Below are 20,228 nucleotides of genomic sequence, written 5' to 3'. Positions count from 1 at the left end.
CACTTGGCGCTCGGCCCGGCTTCATTGTGGCTTCGAGTCTAACCCAACTCGGTGGCATCGAAACCTAGGCCATTCAGCCGAATCGTCGCGGAGAACGGCCTTTGCTATCCTGTCGTTTCACCTCGCGACACGTCCCTGGCTTTTGCCGAACGAGCCGTTGCCTTTCACGCTGAACTAGCAGGATCCATGCTCGAACTTTTCTATTCGAACCGTCATGAAACGCTGTCTCAGGCGTTGCTGGACGACGTTGCCGCATTCGCGCTGAATGACGGCGATCCCTTCGCAAGCCAGACCGTCATCGTGCCGAGCGCCGCGGTGCGGCGGCGGCTGGAGCTCGACATGGCGACGCGTTTCGGGATTTGCGCGAACGTGGACCTGTGCTATCTGGCGCAGTGGCTGTGGGCGCGAATCGGCGGTGTGCTGCCCGTGCCCGAGCATTCGCCTTTCGCGCCAGACCGGCTGGTGTGGCGCTGCTTCCGGCTGCTTGGTGCAATGGCGGAGGCCGCGCCCGAGCGTTCGTCGCGGTTGCACGCGTATCTGGACGCCGCCGACGATTCCATGCGCTATGAACTCGCGCGCCGGATTGCGACGGTGTTCGATCACTACCTGACGTATCGGCCTGAATGGCTGCTGCACTGGCAGGCAGGCGGGTCGATCCTGGCGGCCGCTGGCGGCGCGCTCGAAGCAAATGGTCCGCGCTTGCCGAACGCGAGCGCGATTCAGCGGGAAGACGAACGCTGGCAGGCCGAGTTATGGCGGGCGCTTCTTGCCGATCTCGCGCAAGACACCGGCGCGCGCGATCCAACGCCGCCTGCATACAAGTTCCTGACTGAATCGCCGAAGCTCGATCTCGACGCCGTGATGAAGGCCGAATGGCCCGAGCGCGTGAGCGTGTTCGCATTGCCGACCATGCCGCCGCTGCATATCGCCCTGTTGCGCGAACTGTCACGCTGGATCGACGTGCGTGTCTACGCCATCAATCCCTGCCGCGAGTTCTGGTTCGACATTGTGAGCGAAGCGCGAGTCGAGCAACTCGAACTTGCGGGCAAGCTGGATTTTCAGCAGGTTGGACATCCGCTGCTCGCGGAATGGGGCCGGCAGACGCAGGCGCAACTGCATATGCTGCATGAGTTGACGGAAAGCGCGGCATCGCGGGAGGCCAGTCATTTCGAGCACAATGCAACGCCAACCTGGCTTGCGCACGTGCAGAACGCCATTCTCGACCTTGGCGAGCCGGCTGCGCCCGACCATGCGCTCGAACCTGGGATCGAGATTCATGTCTGCCACAGTCTGTCGCGCCAGCTTGAAGTGCTGCACGACCGTCTGCTTGGCTGGTTCGACCAGATAGAGGGGCTTCAGCCGTCCGACGTGCTCGTGGCGTTTCCGGATCTCGCGGCGGCAGGGCCGTTGATAGATGGCGTGTTCGGCACCTCGCCCGCCGGCGCTGCGGGAGAACGTCGGCGTATTCCGTACCGCATCACGGGCTTGCCGCCATCGCAGGCAAATCCGGTCGCGCGGGTGCTGCTCGAGTGGCTCGCGCTGCCGGAGCGCAGCGTGGGTGCGCCCGAACTGATCGAATGGTTGCGGGTGGATGCGGTGGCCGCGCGATACGGCATTGATTCCGTCGCGCTGGAGACCGCCCAGACATGGCTCGCTGCGGCGGGCGCGCGGCGCGGTCTTGCGCCTTCGGCCGTTAGCGGCGCAGACGTTCCCGCTGCCCGTCATACGTTTTCCGATGCATTGACAAGGCTCTTTCTCGGTTATGCGCTGCCTGATGGCGGCGCTCCTGTGGACGAATGGCTTCCTGTCGAGGGTGCGAATGGATCAGATTCGGAGTTGCTCGGGCGACTGACGCGGTTTATTGACGATATCGATGCATTCGCCGAAAGCGTCGCCATATCGCGCACGCCGTCAGCCTGGACGCAAACCTTGCTTGAAGCGCTCACGCAGTTCTTCGACGCCGGTCTGCCTTTCGCCGATTCAGTCGCCGATGTCCGCGCAACGCTCGACTCACTGATGCTTTCCATGAACGAAGGCGCTGCGGAAACCGAAATCTCCGCCGACGTGCTGCGCACCGCGCTTGCCGATGCGCTCGACGACGCCGCGCGTGGCGGTGTGCCGTGGGGCGGTGTGACGTTTTCGTCGTTGACGAGTTTGCGTGGCTTGCCGTATCGGGTGATCTGTTTGCTCGGCATGGACGATGGCATGTTGCCGAGTCTCGCGCGCGCCGACGAGTTTGACCTGATGGCGAGTTTCGGCAAACTTGGCGATCGGCAGCGCCGCGACGACGAACGCAACCTGTTTCTCGATTTGCTGTTGTCGGCGCGCGATCGCCTGATGATCGCCTATACCGGACGCAGCATTCGCGACAACGCAACGTTGCCGCCCGCGGCGCTGATCGATGAACTTCTCGATCATCTTGCTGAGACAGTGGCGGGCAAAAGCGCGTCACCAAAAGAGCTTGAAGCGGCGCGCAGACGCTTCGTGTTCGAGCATCCGCTGCAGCCGTTCGCACCTGAGTACTTCAGTGCGCCATTGTTCACCTACGAGCCGGAGCGGGCTGAGCTCGCGCGAACGCTGGCGCTCGGCAGGACTGAACCGGCTGTCAGGTTCTTCAGCGTTCCGTTGCCACCGGAAGACGCTGAACCCATCGCCTTCGACGACTTCGAGCGTTTTTGGCGTCATCCGGCGCGCGCGATCCTGCGGGATCGTCTTGGCATCGCGCTGTTCGACGCGGAAACCGAACTCGGCGACACCGAACCGTTCGAACTCGAATATCCCGGCCGTTCCGCGCTTGCTGATCGCGTGTTGCCGTCGTTGCTTGCGCTCACCCCCGATGGCGAGTCCCGTGCGCTCGAGCGTGCGCGTCGTGTCGCGCGTGCAAGTCCTGAAATGCCGGGCGGCGCGACAGGTGGCGTATGGCAATCTCGTGAGATCGGGGCCTTGCATTCGCTTGCCAATCGCGTGCGGATTGCGACTGGGGAGGGCGCTGCGCGCTTACCCTATAGCCTCGATATCAAGCCGCGCTGGCCCAATGCCGAACTGTTCGGCCGCCATGACTCGGCTTTGCAAGCCGACGCCTTGCAGCCAATCCAACTTCACGGCACGTTGAACTTGCTGACCGACGAAGGCCAGATCATCTACCGATATGACGTGCCGCGTGCGCGCGATTATCTCAGCGCATGGCTTGCGCATCTGGCTTATTGCGCGGTATTGCCCGATGGGCCGCGACGTACCGTATGGCATGGACGCGGCGCGCAATCGAGCGGTTTCGAACTGACGCCAGTCGCCGATCCTTGTTCGCATCTCGCCACGCTCACGGCGTTGTATCGTGCGGGACGTCGCCTGCCGTTGCGGTTTTTTCCAAAGACCGCGTGGACATGGGTGGCTGAAAGCGAGTCCAAGGCGCAGGGCGTCTGGATATCGGATAGAACGCGCGGCGAGTCGGACGATCCCGCGTTACGCATTGCATTTCGCGGCGCTGAGCTGCGGCTCGATGAAACCTTCGCCACGCTGGCTCGTGTCGTTTTCGAGCCGCTAATGCAGCACGTGCGGAGCGAGGCATGATGGACAAGCAAACAACACTGGCCGCCGCCGAACTCGATGTCTTCGAGTGTTCGCTCGACGGCGTGAACCAGATCGAAGCATCGGCGGGAACGGGGAAGACCTGGAATATTTGCGCGTTGTATGTGCGGCTGCTGCTTGAAAAGAAGCTTGCCGCCGACGCCATTCTCGTCGTGACGTTCACGAAAGCGGCCACGGCCGAGTTGCACGAGCGCATCCGTTCGCGGCTTGTACAGATCGCGCATGCAATGGGAACCGGTGATTCGGCAGGGGACGCTTTCATTGAGCGCCTGTTCGAAACCACGCTTGAGCGCGTCGACCCTGAAGAGGCGCTCAAGCGTATTCAGATCGCGCTGCATACCTTCGATCAAGCCGCCATCCACACCATCCACGCGTTTTGCCAGCGCGCGTTGCAGGAGGCGCCGTTCGCTGCGGCCATGCCGTTCGCATTCGAACTGGAAGCCGACGACAGCGCGCTGCGTTTCGAAATGGCCGCGGACTTCTGGCGTGAGCGGGTCGAACCTGCAGCGGCGCACGATCCGTCGTTCGCCGCGTGGCTCGTGAGCCGGGGCGCGGGGCCAGCGTCGCTTGATGCGCAGCTTTCGCGGCGCTTGAAAAAGCCGCTGGCCGCGCTGCGCTGGGGAGAACTGGAGACAGGCGCGCGAGAAGATGCGCGGGCGTTGTTCAATACCGCGTGCGCGCTATGGCATGCGGAACGCGAGGCGATCGTGCAATTGCTGGTGGATGCCGAAGCGAAGCTCAGCAAGACCACGCACAAGCGTGCGCTGATCGATGCTGCGATTGCCGCATGGTCCGATTATTTCGCCGATAACGACTGTCACGCCGCACCGCCAAAGGAAGCGCTGAAACTGACGGCAAGCGCGCTGAAAAAAGGCACAAAGGTAAAGAACGAGCCGCCGTCGCATGCGTTCTTCGACCATGCGGAGACGCTCGCCGCGGCCGCTGCCGCCGCGGAAGCGGCGCAGCGCGCGGCGTGGCTTGGGATCGTGCGTGAATGGCTCGATTACGCGCCGCTCGAATTGGCGGCGCGAAAGCGCACGCGCCGCGTGGTGTCGTTCGACGATTTGCTGTCCAATCTGTATCAGGCGCTCGAGGCCAACCCGTGGCTCGCCGATGCCCTTCGTGCCCGCTACCCGGCTGCGTTGATCGACGAGTTCCAGGATACCGATCCGCTGCAGTTCGCCATTTTCAACACGATTTTTGCGCCGCAGGGTCCGCTATTTCTTGTCGGCGATCCGAAGCAGGCCATTTATAGTTTTCGCGCCGCGGATTTGCATACATATCTCAAGGCGCGCGAGGAGGCGACGGCGAGATACACACTTGCGGTCAACCAGCGTTCCACGGCGCCGATCATCGACGCCTGCAATCGCATTTTCAGCGCCAATCCGGCAGCGTTCATTCTTGATGGCTTGACCTATCAGCCAGTGCGCGCAGGGACGCGCGAGCGCGAGCCGTTGATCGACAACACCGCTTCAGCCGCTTATTCCGATACCGCCGATTTTTGCGTGTGGCTCTTGCCACAAGGCGACTCGGTGCTCTCCAAGACGAACGCAAATCGTCAGGCTGCCGAGGCGTGCGCGGCGGAAATCGTGCGCTTGTTGCGTGGTGCCCAGAATGGCGAAGTCATGATCGGCGAAAAGCCGTTGTCGCCGGGGCAGATCGCCGTGCTTGTGCAGACGCATCGGCAGGGAAGTCTCGTCAAGCGTGTCCTTGCAAACTGGGGCGTGGGCAGCGTTGAGTTGGCGCAGGCATCGGTGTTCGGCACGCTAGACGCCGAGCAGATTGAACGCGTGCTGGCGGCTATCGATACCCCGGGCGATCTTCGGCGTTTGCGCGCCGCGCTCGCAACCGACTGGCTCGGACTCGACGCAACCGCGTTGTGGAACATGGAGCATAGCGAGACTGTGGAAAATTCCGCCGACGCCATGAGCTGGGTCGAACGGTTCTCGCGTTATCGCATGCTGTGGCACGAGCGCGGCTTCGCCGTCATGTGGCGCACGCTCGCGCGCGAGTTGCGGATTGCGCAGCGTCTGGTCGTGGGTCCGGACGGCGAACGGCGGCTGACCAACGTCAATCATCTGGCCGAGTTGATCCAGGCTCGCGGCGCGGTACAACCGGGCATTGCGCCGACCTTGCGTTGGCTCGCCGCGCAGCGTGCCGAGCAGAGCGGTGGAGAGGACGCGCAATTGCGGCTGGAGTCGGACCGCAATCTCGTGCAGATCGTGACGGTGCATAAATCGAAGGGTCTTGAATACGCTGTAGTGTTCTGTCCATTCCTCAACGACGGCGCGTTGCGTGATCCGCCTTCGTCGGGACTTCCCGACGCTCGCGAGTATCACGACGAAGGCGCGGCAATCCTGCATTACGGCTACACGGATGAAGAAGGCGAACGTGCTTCGGGGCTCGCCACGCGCGAGCAGGCGGCCGAACGCGCACGGCTTGTGTACGTGGCGTTGACGCGTGCGGTGTACCGATGCTACGTGGTGGGCGGGGTGTATCTGATCGGCAAGTCGGCGAAGGAATCGCGGCGCAGCGTGCTCAACTGGCTGGTGGCGGGCGCGGGCAGGGAGTTCAGCGACTGGCTTTCCGACCCGCCCGAAGAGGCCGACGTGATCGGCGGCTGGCAAGCGCTTGCGACCGGGTCGATTTCGGTCGAGCCGTTGCCGGTTATCGATATTCGGGAGCCGTTGGTCGTGCGCCGCGATTCCGCCTTTGCGCCCGAGCCTCGAACAAGCCAGCGTGTGTTGCGCGATAGCTGGCGGACCGCAAGCTTCAGTTCCATGATCGCGGCCGGCGCGCGCGAGGAATCGAATCAGCCGCAATCCGCCGATGAACGCCCCGACCACGATGGCCGTATCGACAACATTGCTTCTTCCGAACCTCCGTTGCCCGAAACGCCAGTTCAGCTCGATCCCGACGATATCCTCGCGTTTCCGCGTGGACCATCGGCGGGCGAGTGCCTGCACCGGATGTATGAACTCGCGGATTTCACCGACCCTGAAAAGTGGCCGAAAGCAATCGAGGACGCGCTTCACGAACACCCGGTTCCGCTCTCCGTCTTCGACGCGCCGGACACCGATCTCCCCTTGATGATGTCGCGTCTGCTCGCGGACACGGTCTCGACCGAACTCGTGCCGGGCATGCGCCTCGACATGATTCCGTCGAAACGGCGCATGAACGAACTCGAGTTCCTGTTCCCGGCGCAATCGCTGGACTTCGCGGCGTTGCGCCGTGTGCTCGTGGCGCATGGTTTCCCCGATGTCGCACTTGAAGCCGCGACATTGCGCGGTTTTGTGAAGGGTTTTATCGATTTGATCGTGGAACACGAAGGGTGCTTCTGGATCGTCGACTGGAAGTCGAATCACCTGGGCCTGACACCGGCCGATTACGGCGCGGCGTCGCTTGCCGCTGCAATGGCTTCGCATGCGTACCATTTGCAGGCGCTGTTTTACGTCGTCGCGTTGCATCGTTATTTGCGCTTACGCTTGCGTGATTACGCGTTCGAGCGGCACATAGGCGGCTATTTGTATTTGTTTGTTCGCGGCGTGCGCCCACACTGGCGCGATGGCGGCGAACCCGCGGGAGTTCATGCCGGCAGGCCGTCCTTTGAACTGATCGAGGCGCTCGACCGCCTGATGCAGGGAGTCGCCGCATGAACGCGCCAGATCTGAATCTGATCCCCGACGAAAGCCTGGCGCTCGCCGATGGGTTTGCCCGCAGGATCGGCATGCTGTCAAAGCGCCTGCAGGCCGACGCGAACCATACCCGATGGGCGCAGCGTGCGGCGTTCGCGGTCAGCCGGGCGACGGCACAAGGCCACGTATGCATCGCGCTCGGCGCCTTGGCGCGGCGCTACGGCGAACAGCCCGGCGCTGTGCGTGCGGCCTTGCTTGCGAGCGGCGTTGTGTGTGATGGCAAGGAAGTCGCGGCAGACCTTCTGCCGCTTGTTATCGATTCCGGCGAGCGCATTTATCTCGCGCGTTATTTCGATTATGAACGCCGGCTCGCGCAGGCGTTGGTCGAACGGTCGCGAACCGATTTCGCCGCGGTCGCGCCGGAGGAACTGAAAGCGCGTATAGGGCGATATTTCGCGGCTTCGAAGAGTCCGGACAATGGCATCGACTGGCAACGCGTGGCGGCGCTGGTGGCGTTATCGGGGCGCCTGACCATCGTCAGCGGCGGCCCCGGGACCGGTAAGACAACCACGGTCGTTGGCGTGCTTGCCTGTCTGCTCGATCAGAACCCCGCCTTGCGTGTCGCACTTGCCGCGCCGACAGGGAAGGCGGCGCAGCGCATGCAGGAGGCGCTGGCCGAGCGCGCCGGCGGTCTGCCGCCAGAGATCGCCGCGCGCTTGCCCAACACGTCGTTCACATTGCAGCGGCTGCTCGGCACGCAGACGAACGGGCGCTTCCGTCATCACCGGGACAATCCGTTGCCGTTCGACGTAATCGTGATCGACGAGGCATCCATGATCGACGTCGCGCTGGCGGCGCATCTTCTGGAAGCGGTCGCGCCGGATGCGCGGCTCATCATGCTCGGAGACAAAGACCAGTTGGCGGCCGTGGAAGCGGGTGCGGTGTTCGCGGAATTGAGCGCGCGGCCGGTTTTCAGCGAGGCCGCCGCCGCGCGGATTGCCACAGCGCTGGGGGCGCCGGTGGAGCGGTTTATCGGCGAGTTGCCCGGTGCTGAAGAAGATCGGGCGCCATTCACGCCAGACCCCGAACCCGCATGGTTCGATGAACCAGGTTATTTGGTTCCCGAGGGCGATGCCTATGCTGAACTCAAGTGGCAACCGCCCGCGCCCACTGTCGTTATGGCGGAAATCCAAAGCCCGCTCACCGATTGTGCTGTCTGGCTGCAGCGCAACTACCGGTTCGGACTGGAGTCGGATATCGGCAGATTGTCGGTTGCCATTCGCGGCGGTTCGGTGGACGAAGCACTTGCCACGTTGACGGAAGCGGGCACTGCAACGCTTATCGAGGATTCTGGGCAGCATCTCGCCGACCGCACGCTCGCGCACTTGAACGCCGGATTCGAACCTTACGCCCGCGCGCTCGCCCAAGCGCTTGCAGCAGGTAGTGACGCGACGCCGCTATTCGATGCGCTCAACCGGTTTCGCGTGCTTGCAGCAACGCGCCACGGACCGCGTGGTGTCGATGAAATCAACGCTCGCGTGTCGGCGTGGGTGAGGGCCGCGGCATCGGTGACATTGGGGGCGGGCGCGCAATGGTTCGCGGGACGCCCGGTGATTGTCACGCGCAACGACTATGCGCTCGGTGTGTTCAATGGCGACATCGGCATTGCATTGCCAACGGCGAGTGGCGCCATGCAGGTCTGCTTCCGCATGGCCGACGGGACGCTGCGCGCCATCTCGCCCGCCGCCTTGCCGCCTCACGACACGGCCTTCGCGCTGACGGTCCACAAATCGCAAGGCTCGGAGTTCGATCACGCTGCGCTCGTGCTGCCGAGCACTTTTGGCCGGGTATTGTCGCGGGAACTGGTTTATACGGCGATCACGCGGGCGCGCAGCCGCGTGGACGTGATTGGATCGGCGGCCGTGTTTGCACAGGCCGTCCAGACGCCAACGCGGCGTGACTCGGGTCTGGCTGCGCGCATTGTGGAGGCAGCATCGTGAATCATGTGATCGGTCATGCGATCCAGCCGAACGAGGTCGAGTTGATCGCCGTGCGCTCGCAGGGCGCCGGCGGCCAGAACGTCAACAAAGTATCGAGCGCAATCCACTTGCGCTTCGACATCCGCGCGTCGTCGCTGCCGGAAGCCATCAAGATGCGCCTTCTCGCGTTGCGCGACAGCCGTATCACGCGCGACGGCGTGATCGTCATCAAGTCGCAGGAACACCGGACGCAGGACATGAATCGCGCCGCCGCGCTCGCGCGGCTCGACGAGATGGTCCAGCGCGTGAGTATTGTCCGGCGTACACGCGTCGCGACAAAACCGACGCGTGCATCGCAGGTGAGAAGGGTGGAGGGAAAAGTGCGCCGCGGCGCCGTCAAGGCGACGCGCGGCCGAGTGGTCGGGGAGTAAGACGCCAGAGAGCCTTCAATGCGGGATCATCCAAGTCAGCAGGTTTTGCTGCAGCCAGACGAGGACGCCGAGTAACACAGTCAGCAGGATCGAGTGCTTGAAGGTCTTCGCGAACACCACGCCTTCCTTGCCTTTGAGTTCGGTTGTGGCAACGCCCGTCGAGATGTTTTGCGGCGAGATCATTTTCCCCATCACGCCGCCGGACGAGTTGGTCGCCGCCATCAGGATCGGGTTGAGATTGAGCTGGCGCGCCGCGACCACCTGCAAGTTGCCGAATAGCGCATTGCCGGATGTATCGCTGCCGGACAGGAACACGGCGACCCAACCCAGGAACGCCGATACCAGCGGGAAAAACGCGCCTACCGACGCCACGCCCAGGCCAAGCGTGTAGTTCATGCCGGAGTAGTTCATCAGGTACGCGAGGCCTACGATCGTCGCCACGGTCAGGATGGCGATGCGGGTCTGAATCCATGTGTCGGCGATCGATGCCCCGAACTCACGCGCCGGCAGCCGCACGATCAACGCGGTGATGATCGCCGCGACCAGGATCGCCGTGCCTGTGGCGAGCGGCTGGAAATCCCAGATTGCGGCGTACGGCTGATTGTAAAGCGTGATGAAGACGGCTTTATCGAGTCCAGGCCAGGCGACCTTTACATCGCCGATCATGAAGATCTTGGCGACCGTCCACACGATCACGACCACCGACACCACAATCCACGGCACCCAGCCATGCCCACCGGAAAGTTTCCCGCGCGTCTGGGCGACGCGGTCCACGTTCACGGCGAAGCGCTCGTCCGGCGCGGGTTTCCAGACGCGCAAGAACGCAATGGTGAGGATGAGCGAGACAAGCGACGACAAAACGTCGGTGAGCGAATAACTGATGAAGTTCGACGTCACAAATTGCGTAAGCGCGAATGACCCGCCGGCTACCAGAAGCACGGGCCAGATCTTGAGCATGTTGCGAAAGCCCGCGTACACGCCAATCACATAGAACGGCAGCAGCAGCGCGAAGAATGGCAACTGGCGGCCAACCATCTTGGCCAAGGCGTCGGTCGGAAGATGGGTAACAGCGCCGAGCACGGTGATCGGCACGCCCAGCGCGCCGAATGCGACAGGCGCCGTGTTGAAGATAAGGGTGAAGGTCAGCGCTTCCAGCGTGGGAAAGCCGAGCAGGATCAACAATGAACTGGTGATCGCGATCGGCGTGCCGAACCCGGAAATGCCTTCCAGCAGCGCGCCAAAAGAAAAACCGATCACCACGAGCACGATGCGGCGGTCGTTCGGCAGGTTATCGATCATCCACGTGCGGAACGCTTCGAAGCGCCCGGAGCGCTGCGCGATGTTATAGAGCAGGATGGCCGCAAAGACGATCCACATCACGGGCCAGACGGCGAACACAGCGCCTGCCGCCACGGAGTCGATCGCCAGTCCCACTGGAAAATGCCATACGGCAATCGCCACGACGATTCCAACGATGAGTCCCGCGAGCGATGCCTGCCACGCGGGCCTGCGCGCCCATCCGAGTAACACGAGCACTACAACGATGGGCAACGCCGCCACAAGAAAAGACCAGCCGAGCGAACCGCCGACTGGCGTCAGAATCTGATGAAACATGAAAGTCTCCTGGTTTTTATTGTGAATAAGGCGCAGCGGTCCCGATTCTGGCGATCGGTATTGCGGTTTCAGACATCAGCGCCTCTGGACGCTTTAGGCAAATTGGCCTGAAGCAAGCGACCTTAAGCAAGCAACCTTAAGTAAGCGGTCGCCTAATGTGCATCGACTAAGAATAGAGCGATGTGGACAGAGGTCAAGGAATGAATACCCATGCCCTAATGCTTCAGCGACCGGCCGGTTCGCGTGCAGGGCTGGTCGGCGAGACGTCGTCCGCCGACGCATCGCGCAGTACCCAGACAGAAAGCACGCCGAGACAAGCTGCAAGCCAGAGCAGGATCAGCGCGAAGACAAGCATATGAGGATTTCCCTGGCAGAGCGCGCAACGCGGCGCTTTCGTGGGTGGCATAAGCCAAAAACGTGCCAGATCAAGCCGAATGACATACAAGGCGCTTTGGCGAGCGAAAGGCTTTCTGCAAACAAAACAGGCCGCGCTGCTGCAGCGGGGCCTGTGTGAAAGCCTTACATCGATTGCGTAAAGGGTACGTAATACGAAGGTGGGTAATGCAAGGGTGCTAATGCAGCACTTGAATTACCCGTTACTTAGTGATGGTAATGACCGTGCCCACCGCCGCCGCCCCACCATCCAAAGCCAATCGACACCGAGGGGCCACCATAACCATAGCCATACGGATAACCGTAATACGCTGGGTAGGGCGCATAGACCGGGTAACTCGGATAGTAGGCCGGCGCGTAGACCACGGGCGGGGGCGCAGCGACGGCATATGTGCCGGAGCTTGATTGAGCGTTGGCTTGCGTGTCGGCCTGAGCGTTGTCATATGCCTGCGCGGCCGCCGCATCGGAAGCGCCGTTGGGCGCAACGGGAATTTCTCGCTGCGTTTGTGCTGTGCTGACCAAGGGCGCGCCGGGATAAGCGGGGTATGCCGTCGGATAATAACCGTAAGGGACGTAATAACAGCCGCTCAGACTCAAAGCGCCAACAAGGGCAGCGGCTGCGAGCTTCGGGTTCATGATGCCACTCCTGGGTTGCGTCGAAACGCGATGTTCGGAAGAACAATGACTGGTATCAGGAGCCTAGCGCATCGAAGAAATGCGGGGAAGCATTCACGCAGATGCCAATATTTCGACGTGTTTCAATATCGTGAAGGGTTTGCGGGAAAGGGCGCACGGCCGCCTATAGGGAAGCAGGCCGCGCGGCGGATACGAAGAACCGTCTCCTCAGGCTTACTTGCCGACCTGATTGCCAATAATCCCACCAGCGGCGGCGCCGCCGACAGTCGAAAGCGCATTGCCGCCAATGGCCGCGCCCGCAACGCCGCCAACGCCGGCGCCGATGGCTGTATCGCGTTGACGGGTACTCATTTGATCGCAGGCAGACAGGCCGCCGAGAAGTGCGACAACGAGAGCAGCAGCGCCAATCTGTTTGATCTTGTCCATTTCAACTCTCCAAATCGATGATCCACGAAGATGTGACAGGGTGTTGCGGAAACGGCTCGCTCCGGTCTTGCGTCCACCCCGGACGACGAGACTGGTTTCTGCCGATTCTTTCAATCATTAAGCAGAAACAGTGCCTGATCGCCGTATTCCGCAGACATTAGCCAAATCGCGCGCGTGCCAATCTAAAACGGCCCGCCACACGCAACGTATGGCAGGCCGTTTCTTACGTAGCCCGGAGCAGGCTTGAGCGTCAGCGTTGAGGCACGCGTCTTTCTTACGTGCGCTGGTAAATCTCCGCGCCCTTCTTCACGAACTCGATCGCCTTGGTCTGCATGCCCTGCTTCAGCGCCTCGACATCCGATACCCCTTGTTTCGCCGCATATTCACGCACGTCCTGGGTGATCTTCATCGAGCAGAAATGCGGGCCGCACATCGAGCAGAAATGTGCGACCTTGGCGGAGTCCTTCGGCAGGGTTTCGTCGTGGAATTCGCGGGCCTTGTCCGGATCGAGGCCGAGATTGAACTGGTCGTCCCAGCGGAATTCGAAGCGCGCCTTGGACAGCGCGTTGTCCCGGACCTGCGCGCCCGGATGACCCTTCGCCAGGTCGGCGGCGTGCGCGGCGAGTTTGTACGTGATGATGCCGGTCTTTACGTCGTCCTTGTTCGGCAAGCCAAGGTGTTCCTTCGGCGTGACGTAGCACAGCATGGCGGTACCGAACCAGCCGATCATCGCAGCGCCAATGCCTGACGTGATGTGGTCGTATCCCGGCGCAATGTCCGTTGTGAGCGGTCCGAGCGTGTAGAACGGCGCTTCGTCGCACCATTCAAGTTGCAAATCCATGTTTTCCTTGATGAGTTGCATCGGCACGTGGCCCGGGCCTTCGATCATCACTTGCACATCGTGCTTCCACGCAATCTGGGTCAGTTCGCCGAGTGTCTTCAGTTCGCCGAGCTGGGCTTCGTCGTTGGCGTCGTAGATGGAACCCGGGCGCAGGCCGTCGCCAAGCGAGAAGGCCACGTCGTAAGCCTTCATGATTTCGCAAATGTCCTCGAAATGCTCGTACAGGAAGCTTTCCTTGTGGTGCGCGAGACACCATTTGGCCATGATCGAACCGCCGCGCGAGACAATGCCGGTCATGCGGTTCGCGGTCATCGGCACGTAGCGCAGCAGGACGCCCGCGTGAATGGTGAAGTAGTCCACGCCCTGTTCGGCCTGTTCGATCAGCGTGTCGCGGAAGATTTCCCACGTCAGGTCTTCGGCCTTCCCGTTGACCTTTTCGAGCGCCTGATAGATCGGCACGGTCCCGATCGGCACCGGGCTGTTGCGGATGATCCATTCCCGCGTCTCATGAATGTGCTTGCCCGTGGAGAGGTCCATCACCGTGTCGCCGCCCCAGCGGATCGACCACGTCATCTTGTCGACTTCCTCGCCAATGGACGACGTCACCGCCGAATTGCCGATATTCGCGTTGATCTTCACCAGGAAGTTGCGTCCGATGATCATCGGCTCGCTTTCCGGATGGTTGATGTTGTTCGGGATGATCGCGCGTCCGCGGGCAATCTCCTCGCGCACGAATTCAGCGGTGATCTCCTTCGGCGCACCTTCACCGAACGCCTTTGCGCCGAACGCCTGGCCGGGATGCTGGCGGCCCATCATCGCGGCGAGTTTTTCACCGTTCGGGCCGCTTTTCTTAAGCGACTCGAGATATTCGGCGCGGCGCTGGTTTTCGCGGATCGCGACGAACTCCATCTCCGGCGTGATGATGCCCTGGCGCGCGTAGTGCATCTGCGTGACGTTCTTGCCCGCAGCGGCGCGGCGCGGCGTGCGGTGCAAGCCCTTGAAACGCAGGTCGGCCGTGGCGGGATCGGCGGCGCGTTCACGGCCGAAATCGCTTGAGAGACCGCTCAGCGATTCGGTATCGCCGCGTTCTTCAATCCACGACTGACGCAGCGCCGGCAAGCCCGACCGGATGTCGATGTGCGCTTGCGGGTCGGAGTAGGGACCGGAGGTGTCGTAGACGTAGACCGGCGGGTTCTTCTCGCTGCCGAAGCTCTCGTTGGTGTCCGATTGCGTGATTTCGCGCATCGGCACGCGGATGTCCGGGCGCGAACCCGTCACATAGATCTTGCGCGAGTTGGGCAGCGGCGCGATGGCGGCGGCATCGACGACGGCGTCGGCGGACAGGAATTTCGGGTTGGCATTCATGCGGTTTCTCCTGTGTCGGCCGGAGTTGGCGCGTGCGCGCCTGACTCCGGTCCCATGCAGATGGTTGCGGGGACGGCTGTTCCCAGCCGCCGGCGTGAATGCATACAGATGCACGACGCACGAAAAACGGCTGGATCAAACGCTAGCTACGGGAGACCGAAGAAAAAGCAGAGAGAGGAGGCGGCGGATTCGGCGAGGATGCGCGAGAAGAAGAGAAAAGACCCCGGCGCGGCAAAATCCGAACGCTTCCCTGCGCTGGCATTATCCAGATCAGGTTCAAAGGGTATTTCTCACCCGCGACACACGGACAATCCAGACAGACGGATTGCGATGTGCAGCGCAGGACCCCCGCGTTAGCAGCCGCAACAATACACCTCGGCGTAGCGAGTTGGCAACCATCTGTAACGTTCTCGCGTGTGCGTACTGCGCTTACTGCATAATAGCGTCCACCGCGTGGCGGCCACGGTGTTTTCCCGGATGCGCATGGATTTTTTTCGTGCTGTCCGGCCCGGGCCCATTGATCGCGGCGGTTCGCGCCGGTTTTCAAGCTGGTATCGAGCTTCGGCATGGTGATGCCCGACCCTTTTCTGCTGCTTCCGACATGTTGTTCTGCCTTGCCCGTTTTGCCGCGATGTCCAGGCGGCATGCGTGCCGTTCATCGGTTCACCGGTTGCCGGCCGGGCCGGTTCCGGCTGTCCTGAACGCTGTCCCGGGCGTTTTCTCGCGCTTGGCCGCCTGGCCAGCCAATTTTGCTGTTGGTACGGAGTAACGGATGTCTACGTCGTTGCCGCCGCCGCAGTCGTCCTCGTCGTCCCCGCAATACATTCCGCCCACGCCGCAGGCTTCGGCGGAGGTGTTGCCGTTCCCGCAGCCAGCGACTGACGCACAAACGCCGGACGCCATACAGACGAATGCGTTCCCGCCCGGCGCAACGCAGCCGCAAGCAGGAATCGACGTCCGCCCGCGCCGGCCATTCAATCTTCCTGGCTATTTCCCTTTCCGCCTGCCGGCAACGCGCGGCGGCAGGATCGCGCTTGCACTGTGCGTGGTTTATCTGGTGTGGGGCTCGACCTATATGGCCGTGCACTTGTCGCTGGAGGCCTTTCCGCCGCTGATGCTTTCCGGCTTGCGCAACCTGTTCGCCGGAATCGGCTTGTTTATCTTCGCCGCGCGGCGCAATCCGGTCTGGCCAAAGGCTGCGGAAGTCCGCAATGCGGCGCTGGTCGGCACGCTGCTCGTGGGGTTATCCAGCGGGATGCTCGCGTTCGGCATGCGGACCGTCGAAACCGGAACAGCCGCTGTCATGGTCGCGACCGTGCCGCTGTTCGCCACGGTGATCGCCGCGATTGCCGGGCGCAAGGTGGCGAAGGGCGAATGGGTCGCGGTCGGGCTCGGGCTGGTCGGTATTGCGTTGCTGAATCACGGCGATCCGTCGTCCGGTTCCACCGCCGGCAGTCTCGCGATTCTATGCGGCGCGATCTTCTGGGCCGGCGGCTCTCATCTTGCGAGCCGGCTCAAGCTGCCTTCGGACCTGCTGGTGTCGACGGCTCTTCAAATCGGGCTCGGCGGCCTGATGGCGACAATCGTTGCATGGGTGTCGGGCGAGCGCATCGTGAGCATGGCGTTCACGCCGTTCCTGTCGTATCTCTACCTGATGCTGGTCGGTTCAATGGCCGCCTACGTGGCCTATGCGTACCTGATTCGCCACACGAGCCCGATTATCGCGAGCAGTTGCATGTACGTGAATCCGGTCGTGGCCGTGGTGATCGGCGCGCTGTTCCTGGGCGAGGTAATCACGAAATGGACGGTGATGGCGACGCTGATCATCCTTGCTAGCGTGGGTTTGTCGTTCTGGTTCGATTACAAGAGGCGCGGGCTGGTTTGACACATGGATGCATGAAAAAGAGCCTCCCAAGGGAGGCTCTTTTTCATGCATCCGGACGCGTTTCAATTACTCGGGGTTGTGCTTGTCGGCCGAATTCGTGATTGCATTGCCGGCCTTCGAGATGTCCTGGCCAGCGCCAGCAGTCGTATTGCAGCCTGCAAGCGCGGCGGTTCCTGCGATCAGCAACAAAGCGATGAGTCGAGTCATGAGCAATTCCCCTTGAGTATGCTGCGATTGATATGGGCATTGCGGCGTATGCCGCACATGCCCGAAGTTCGAATCCCCGCCACGCCGCGCTGATGAAAAAGCGCGTTCCAGCGAAATACATCGTGGCTTTTGGTTACGACCGATCACGAAACGTCTTCGCCTGAATCAATTATTGGCTGGACAGTTTCCATCGACCGCACCGGTCTGAAGAATCTTAAAAAATTGCCAGTCGCGAGGCTGTAGGCGCGAATGTTTTAATTGTGTAGGAGCGCTCTGCAACCGATGTCGGCGCACTCCTACGCGAACGATTACTGCGCAAAGTTGCGCACGCGGGGCATGGTCACGCGGATGTCCGTGCCGTGCGGCTCACGCCGCTCTATCTCGATGCGCCCGCCGCGTGCGCTGACCCGCTGCCGCATGCCCAGAAGCCCATGCGTATGCGTGCGCAGCAAATCCTGCGGGCGAATACCGACGCCGTCGTCCGCAACATGCATGGACACACGCTCCTCATCCAGCGCCAGCGCGATGGAAACACGCGATGCGCGTGCGTACTTCGCTGCATTCGTCAGCGACTCCTGCGCGACGCGAAACAACGCGATTTCCACTTCTTCGCCGAGCTTGATGTCGTCCTCGGGCAGGGCGAGTTCCAGCGTCCAGCCGGTGCGCTGCGCAGTTTCGTCGGCAAGGGTGCGCAGCGCCGTGACGAGGCCGAAGTTGGCGAGCACGGTAGGCCGCATGTCTTCGATGATCCGCCGCTTCAACGCAATACCCTGATCCAGATTGGCCAGCGCGCGGCCGAGCTTTTCGGCCACCGCGGGTTCTATCGCGGGCTTCACGTTCCTCAGCTTGTTGTTGACCCAGGCTACGTCCATCTTGCTGGCGGTGAGTATGGAGCCCAGTTCGTCGTGGAGTTCACGGGCGAGTTCCGTCTTCTCGTTTTCACTCACCGATTGCAAATGCCAGGCGAGCGCTTCGAGTTGCCGCGTACGCTCGAACACGAGTTGATCCAGTTCTTCCTGTTGCGTAATCAGCTTTTGCTGCACGCGATCCTGCTTGTCGAGTTGAATGCCAAGGTTGCGAAACAGCAGCAGGAACAACACGATGTTCAGCGCGCACAACGCGCCCACGCAGAAGGTGGAGATACGCTGGTCGGCGCGGCTTGCCTCGAGTGCGGCTTGCGCCCGGCGCTCTTCGTTAAGACGCAACAGGGCAAGGCTGGGCGCGAGCGTGTCCGGATTTGCGGCGGCCTGCGCGGTCGGTCCAGCATTGATGCGGGTATCGAGGATCGTGCTGAGTTGCTGGAAACTGGCGAGCGCGGTGTCGTCGGCCTTGCGGCGGTAATAGGCGTCAAGCGACGTCACCGCGCTGCGAATGCGGCTTGCCGCAGCCTTGTAATCTGCAATAGCCGCCGCGTCCGGCGCCGAAGCGAGCGCCCGTCCGTCGGCGCTGAGCGACGCAATATCGCCATTCAGCGCCGTCAGCAGCGTGGTCGCGCCCTTGGCTTCGAGCGCGGTCTCGTATTCCGCCGCAATGCGCATGCGTCCCGACTCGAGGATCACGAGTCCGCCGACCGTAATCACAATGGCCACGGTCATTGCGACGGCCCAGCTCCAGCGGCGCATCCAGCCGTTGATCCGCAGGTTGAGCCGGGCGGCGTGGCGCGCGACGTTCCGGGGCGGACTCGCTGCGCTGCGATCATGCAAGGAGGAAGTCATAGGGATCGTCGTGTTTTCATGCAGCCAGTGTAGCTTTTCAATCCGATGCAAGGCCTTCGAATCGATACCGATCAATACGAAACGCAGCAATCCAAGACGTTTGAAAGCAATTGTCGGCGCTGTCCTACAACAAAAACGGCCAGCGTCCAGATGGAAGTCAGCGGAGCCGCCGCTACCATCCGGTTAGTAATCAACTCTTTGGGGTAGCGATCATGTTGAAGTGGGCACTGTTTTTCGCCATTATCGCCGTCGTTGCGGGTTTGCTCGGCTTCACCGGCGTTGCAGCGGGCGCGGCCAGCATTGCGAAGTTCCTGTTCGTGCTGTTCCTGATCCTGTGCGTTGTGTTCCTCGTGCTCGGCTTTGTGGTGACAAAGAAAATAGTCGATTAGCGACGCGCGTTCCTTTGGTTTTGCCCGCTGATTTTTTTATGCGGTTTGTGGGTTGGATGGAACGCTCAATTGAAGCGTTCCGTTCGCGCCCTGTCAGGCAAAGCAGTCCGAAGCCTGAAAATTCGTCCAGACGGAGAGGCCACCATGCTTCATTACGCCGTCATTTTTTTCATCATTGCGATTATTGCCGCAGTGTTCGGATTTACAGGAATTGCCGCTGGCGCGGCTGAAATCGCGAAAATCCTGTTCTACATTTTCCTGGTGGTGTTTGTCGTGACCTTGTTGCTTGGCGTGTTCCGAACGTGATGACCGGTCACGTTCGATGAAGACCAGGCACGCCGTATGCGGACGAGGAAAAGAGCGCCGCATACGATCTGCCCCGGCCATCTGCAAGCCCCGATATCTGTTCGGTATCCGTCAGTCGCTGAACGCAAAACCCTCAATCTGGAGTACATCAATGTCGAAATCGTCTGCTGTCAAAGCCGCACCGGTCCAGTCGAATCAAGCGGGTCAGAAGTCCGATCCGTTCGTGCTGGACGTGGAAAAGATTCGAGCCGACGCCCGTCAGCACATGGACGATGGTCCGATCACCTCGACCTACGGCGCCGACAAGGAAGTCGTGCTCAAGCTGCTGAACGACGCGCTTGCCACTGAAATTGTGTGCACGTTGCGCTACAAGCGCCATTACTTCATGGCAAAGGGCATCCATTCGGAAGCTGTCGCCACCGAATTCGCGGAACACGCGACCGAAGAGCAGGAACACGCCGATACGCTCGCTGAACGCATCGTCCAGTTGGGCGGCGAGCCGAATTTCGCGCCGGAAAGCCTGGCTTCGCGTTCGCATTCCGAATACAAGGAAGGCGGCAATCTTATCGATATGATCCGCGAGAATCTGATCGCCGAACGCATCGCCATTGATACGTATCGGGAAATTGTCCGATATCTGGGCGAGAAGGACGTCACCACACGCCGGATCTTCGAAGAAATTCTCGCAGTCGAAGAAGAGCACGCTGACGACATGGCCGATCTGCTCGACGGCCTTGACGGCTGATATTGAATTTCGATTGCAGGCGGCCGGAAGCAATGACCGGAAGTAATACATGACGCGCGGCGGGATGATTCCCGCC

Annotated in this window: 15 protein-coding genes and 1 riboswitch; of the genes, 8 read left to right on the top strand and 7 right to left on the bottom strand. The window is 61.6% G+C overall.

Annotated features, from left to right (window positions below; translation table 11 throughout):
• The first annotated feature begins 186 nt into the window (after positions 1-186).
• From recC to arfB, 4 genes are read left to right on the top strand one after another with little or no spacing between them, the layout of a single operon-like run.
• Positions 187-3,567 carry an exodeoxyribonuclease V subunit gamma gene (recC, locus tag AWB64_RS02065; protein ID WP_060816947.1) on the top strand — a complete coding sequence of 1,127 codons (3,381 nt, stop codon included), beginning with the start codon at positions 187-189 and terminating at the stop codon, positions 3,565-3,567.
• Positions 3,564-7,241: an exodeoxyribonuclease V subunit beta gene (recB, locus tag AWB64_RS02060; protein ID WP_099050470.1), complete on the top strand. Its 3,678-nt coding sequence runs from the start codon at positions 3,564-3,566 to the stop codon at positions 7,239-7,241. The genes recC and recB overlap by 4 nt, the downstream gene beginning before the upstream one ends.
• A complete protein-coding gene (locus AWB64_RS02055; RefSeq protein ID WP_060816946.1) occupies positions 7,238-9,220 on the top strand; it encodes an AAA family ATPase in 1,983 nt (660 codons plus the stop codon). The genes recB and AWB64_RS02055 overlap by 4 nt, the downstream gene beginning before the upstream one ends.
• A gap of 5 nt (positions 9,221-9,225) precedes the next feature.
• Positions 9,226-9,630: an alternative ribosome rescue aminoacyl-tRNA hydrolase ArfB gene (arfB, locus tag AWB64_RS02050; RefSeq protein ID WP_060817172.1), complete on the top strand. Its 405-nt coding sequence runs from the start codon at positions 9,226-9,228 to the stop codon at positions 9,628-9,630.
• 15 nt (positions 9,631-9,645) lie between these two features.
• Here arfB and AWB64_RS02045 read toward each other — a convergent pair whose 3' ends face one another.
• The 5 genes from AWB64_RS02045 to thiC form a co-directional block, all read right to left on the bottom strand.
• Positions 9,646-11,244: an L-lactate permease gene (locus AWB64_RS02045; protein ID WP_060816945.1), complete on the bottom strand. Its 1,599-nt coding sequence runs from the start codon at positions 11,242-11,244 to the stop codon at positions 9,646-9,648.
• Between the two features lie 223 nt (positions 11,245-11,467).
• Positions 11,468-11,599, bottom strand: a complete 132-nt coding sequence (locus AWB64_RS32490; RefSeq protein WP_279616243.1) for a hypothetical protein — start codon at positions 11,597-11,599, stop codon at positions 11,468-11,470.
• Between the two features lie 245 nt (positions 11,600-11,844).
• Positions 11,845-12,273 carry a hypothetical protein gene (locus tag AWB64_RS02040; RefSeq protein WP_060816944.1) on the bottom strand — a complete coding sequence of 143 codons (429 nt, stop codon included), beginning with the start codon at positions 12,271-12,273 and terminating at the stop codon, positions 11,845-11,847.
• A 213-nt stretch (positions 12,274-12,486) separates the two neighbouring features.
• Positions 12,487-12,699 carry a YMGG-like glycine zipper-containing protein gene (locus AWB64_RS02035; protein WP_060816943.1) on the bottom strand — a complete coding sequence of 71 codons (213 nt, stop codon included), beginning with the start codon at positions 12,697-12,699 and terminating at the stop codon, positions 12,487-12,489.
• Positions 12,700-12,973: 274 nt separating this feature from the next.
• Entirely contained in the window at positions 12,974-14,905 is a 1,932-nt protein-coding gene (thiC, locus tag AWB64_RS02030) for a phosphomethylpyrimidine synthase ThiC (RefSeq protein ID WP_060816942.1), read from the bottom strand.
• A gap of 229 nt (positions 14,906-15,134) precedes the next feature.
• A riboswitch (TPP riboswitch) is annotated at positions 15,135-15,265 on the bottom strand.
• Positions 15,266-15,677: 412 nt separating this feature from the next.
• On the opposite strand from thiC, the gene AWB64_RS02025 reads away from it, so the two are divergent.
• A complete protein-coding gene (locus AWB64_RS02025) occupies positions 15,678-16,790 on the top strand; it encodes an EamA family transporter (protein WP_082850333.1) in 1,113 nt (370 codons plus the stop codon).
• Positions 16,791-16,856: 66 nt separating this feature from the next.
• On the opposite strand, the gene AWB64_RS02020 is transcribed toward AWB64_RS02025, so the two are convergent.
• Together AWB64_RS02020 and AWB64_RS02015 are read right to left on the bottom strand one after the other, a co-directional pair.
• On the bottom strand, positions 16,857-16,997 hold the full coding sequence (locus AWB64_RS02020) for an entericidin A/B family lipoprotein (protein WP_060816941.1): 141 nt from the start codon (positions 16,995-16,997) through the stop codon (positions 16,857-16,859).
• 308 nt (positions 16,998-17,305) lie between these two features.
• Positions 17,306-18,712: a sensor histidine kinase gene (locus tag AWB64_RS02015; protein ID WP_060817170.1), complete on the bottom strand. Its 1,407-nt coding sequence runs from the start codon at positions 18,710-18,712 to the stop codon at positions 17,306-17,308.
• A 212-nt stretch (positions 18,713-18,924) separates the two neighbouring features.
• On the opposite strand from AWB64_RS02015, the gene AWB64_RS30720 reads away from it, so the two are divergent.
• From AWB64_RS30720 to AWB64_RS02010, 3 genes are all read left to right on the top strand, one after another.
• Positions 18,925-19,101: a DUF1328 domain-containing protein gene (locus tag AWB64_RS30720; protein WP_075643218.1), complete on the top strand. Its 177-nt coding sequence runs from the start codon at positions 18,925-18,927 to the stop codon at positions 19,099-19,101.
• Between the two features lie 144 nt (positions 19,102-19,245).
• Positions 19,246-19,407 (top strand): DUF1328 family protein, encoded by a 162-nt coding sequence (locus AWB64_RS30715; protein WP_075643217.1) that lies wholly within the window; start codon positions 19,246-19,248, stop codon positions 19,405-19,407.
• Between the two features lie 151 nt (positions 19,408-19,558).
• Entirely contained in the window at positions 19,559-20,152 is a 594-nt protein-coding gene (locus AWB64_RS02010; protein ID WP_060816940.1) for a ferritin-like domain-containing protein, read from the top strand.
• Positions 20,153-20,228: the final 76 nt, after the last annotated feature.

The sequence above is a fragment of the Caballeronia sordidicola genome, assembly GCF_001544455.2.
Lineage (GTDB): Bacteria > Pseudomonadota > Gammaproteobacteria > Burkholderiales > Burkholderiaceae > Caballeronia > Caballeronia sordidicola.
This window is presented reverse-complemented; position numbering and strand designations above follow the sequence as displayed.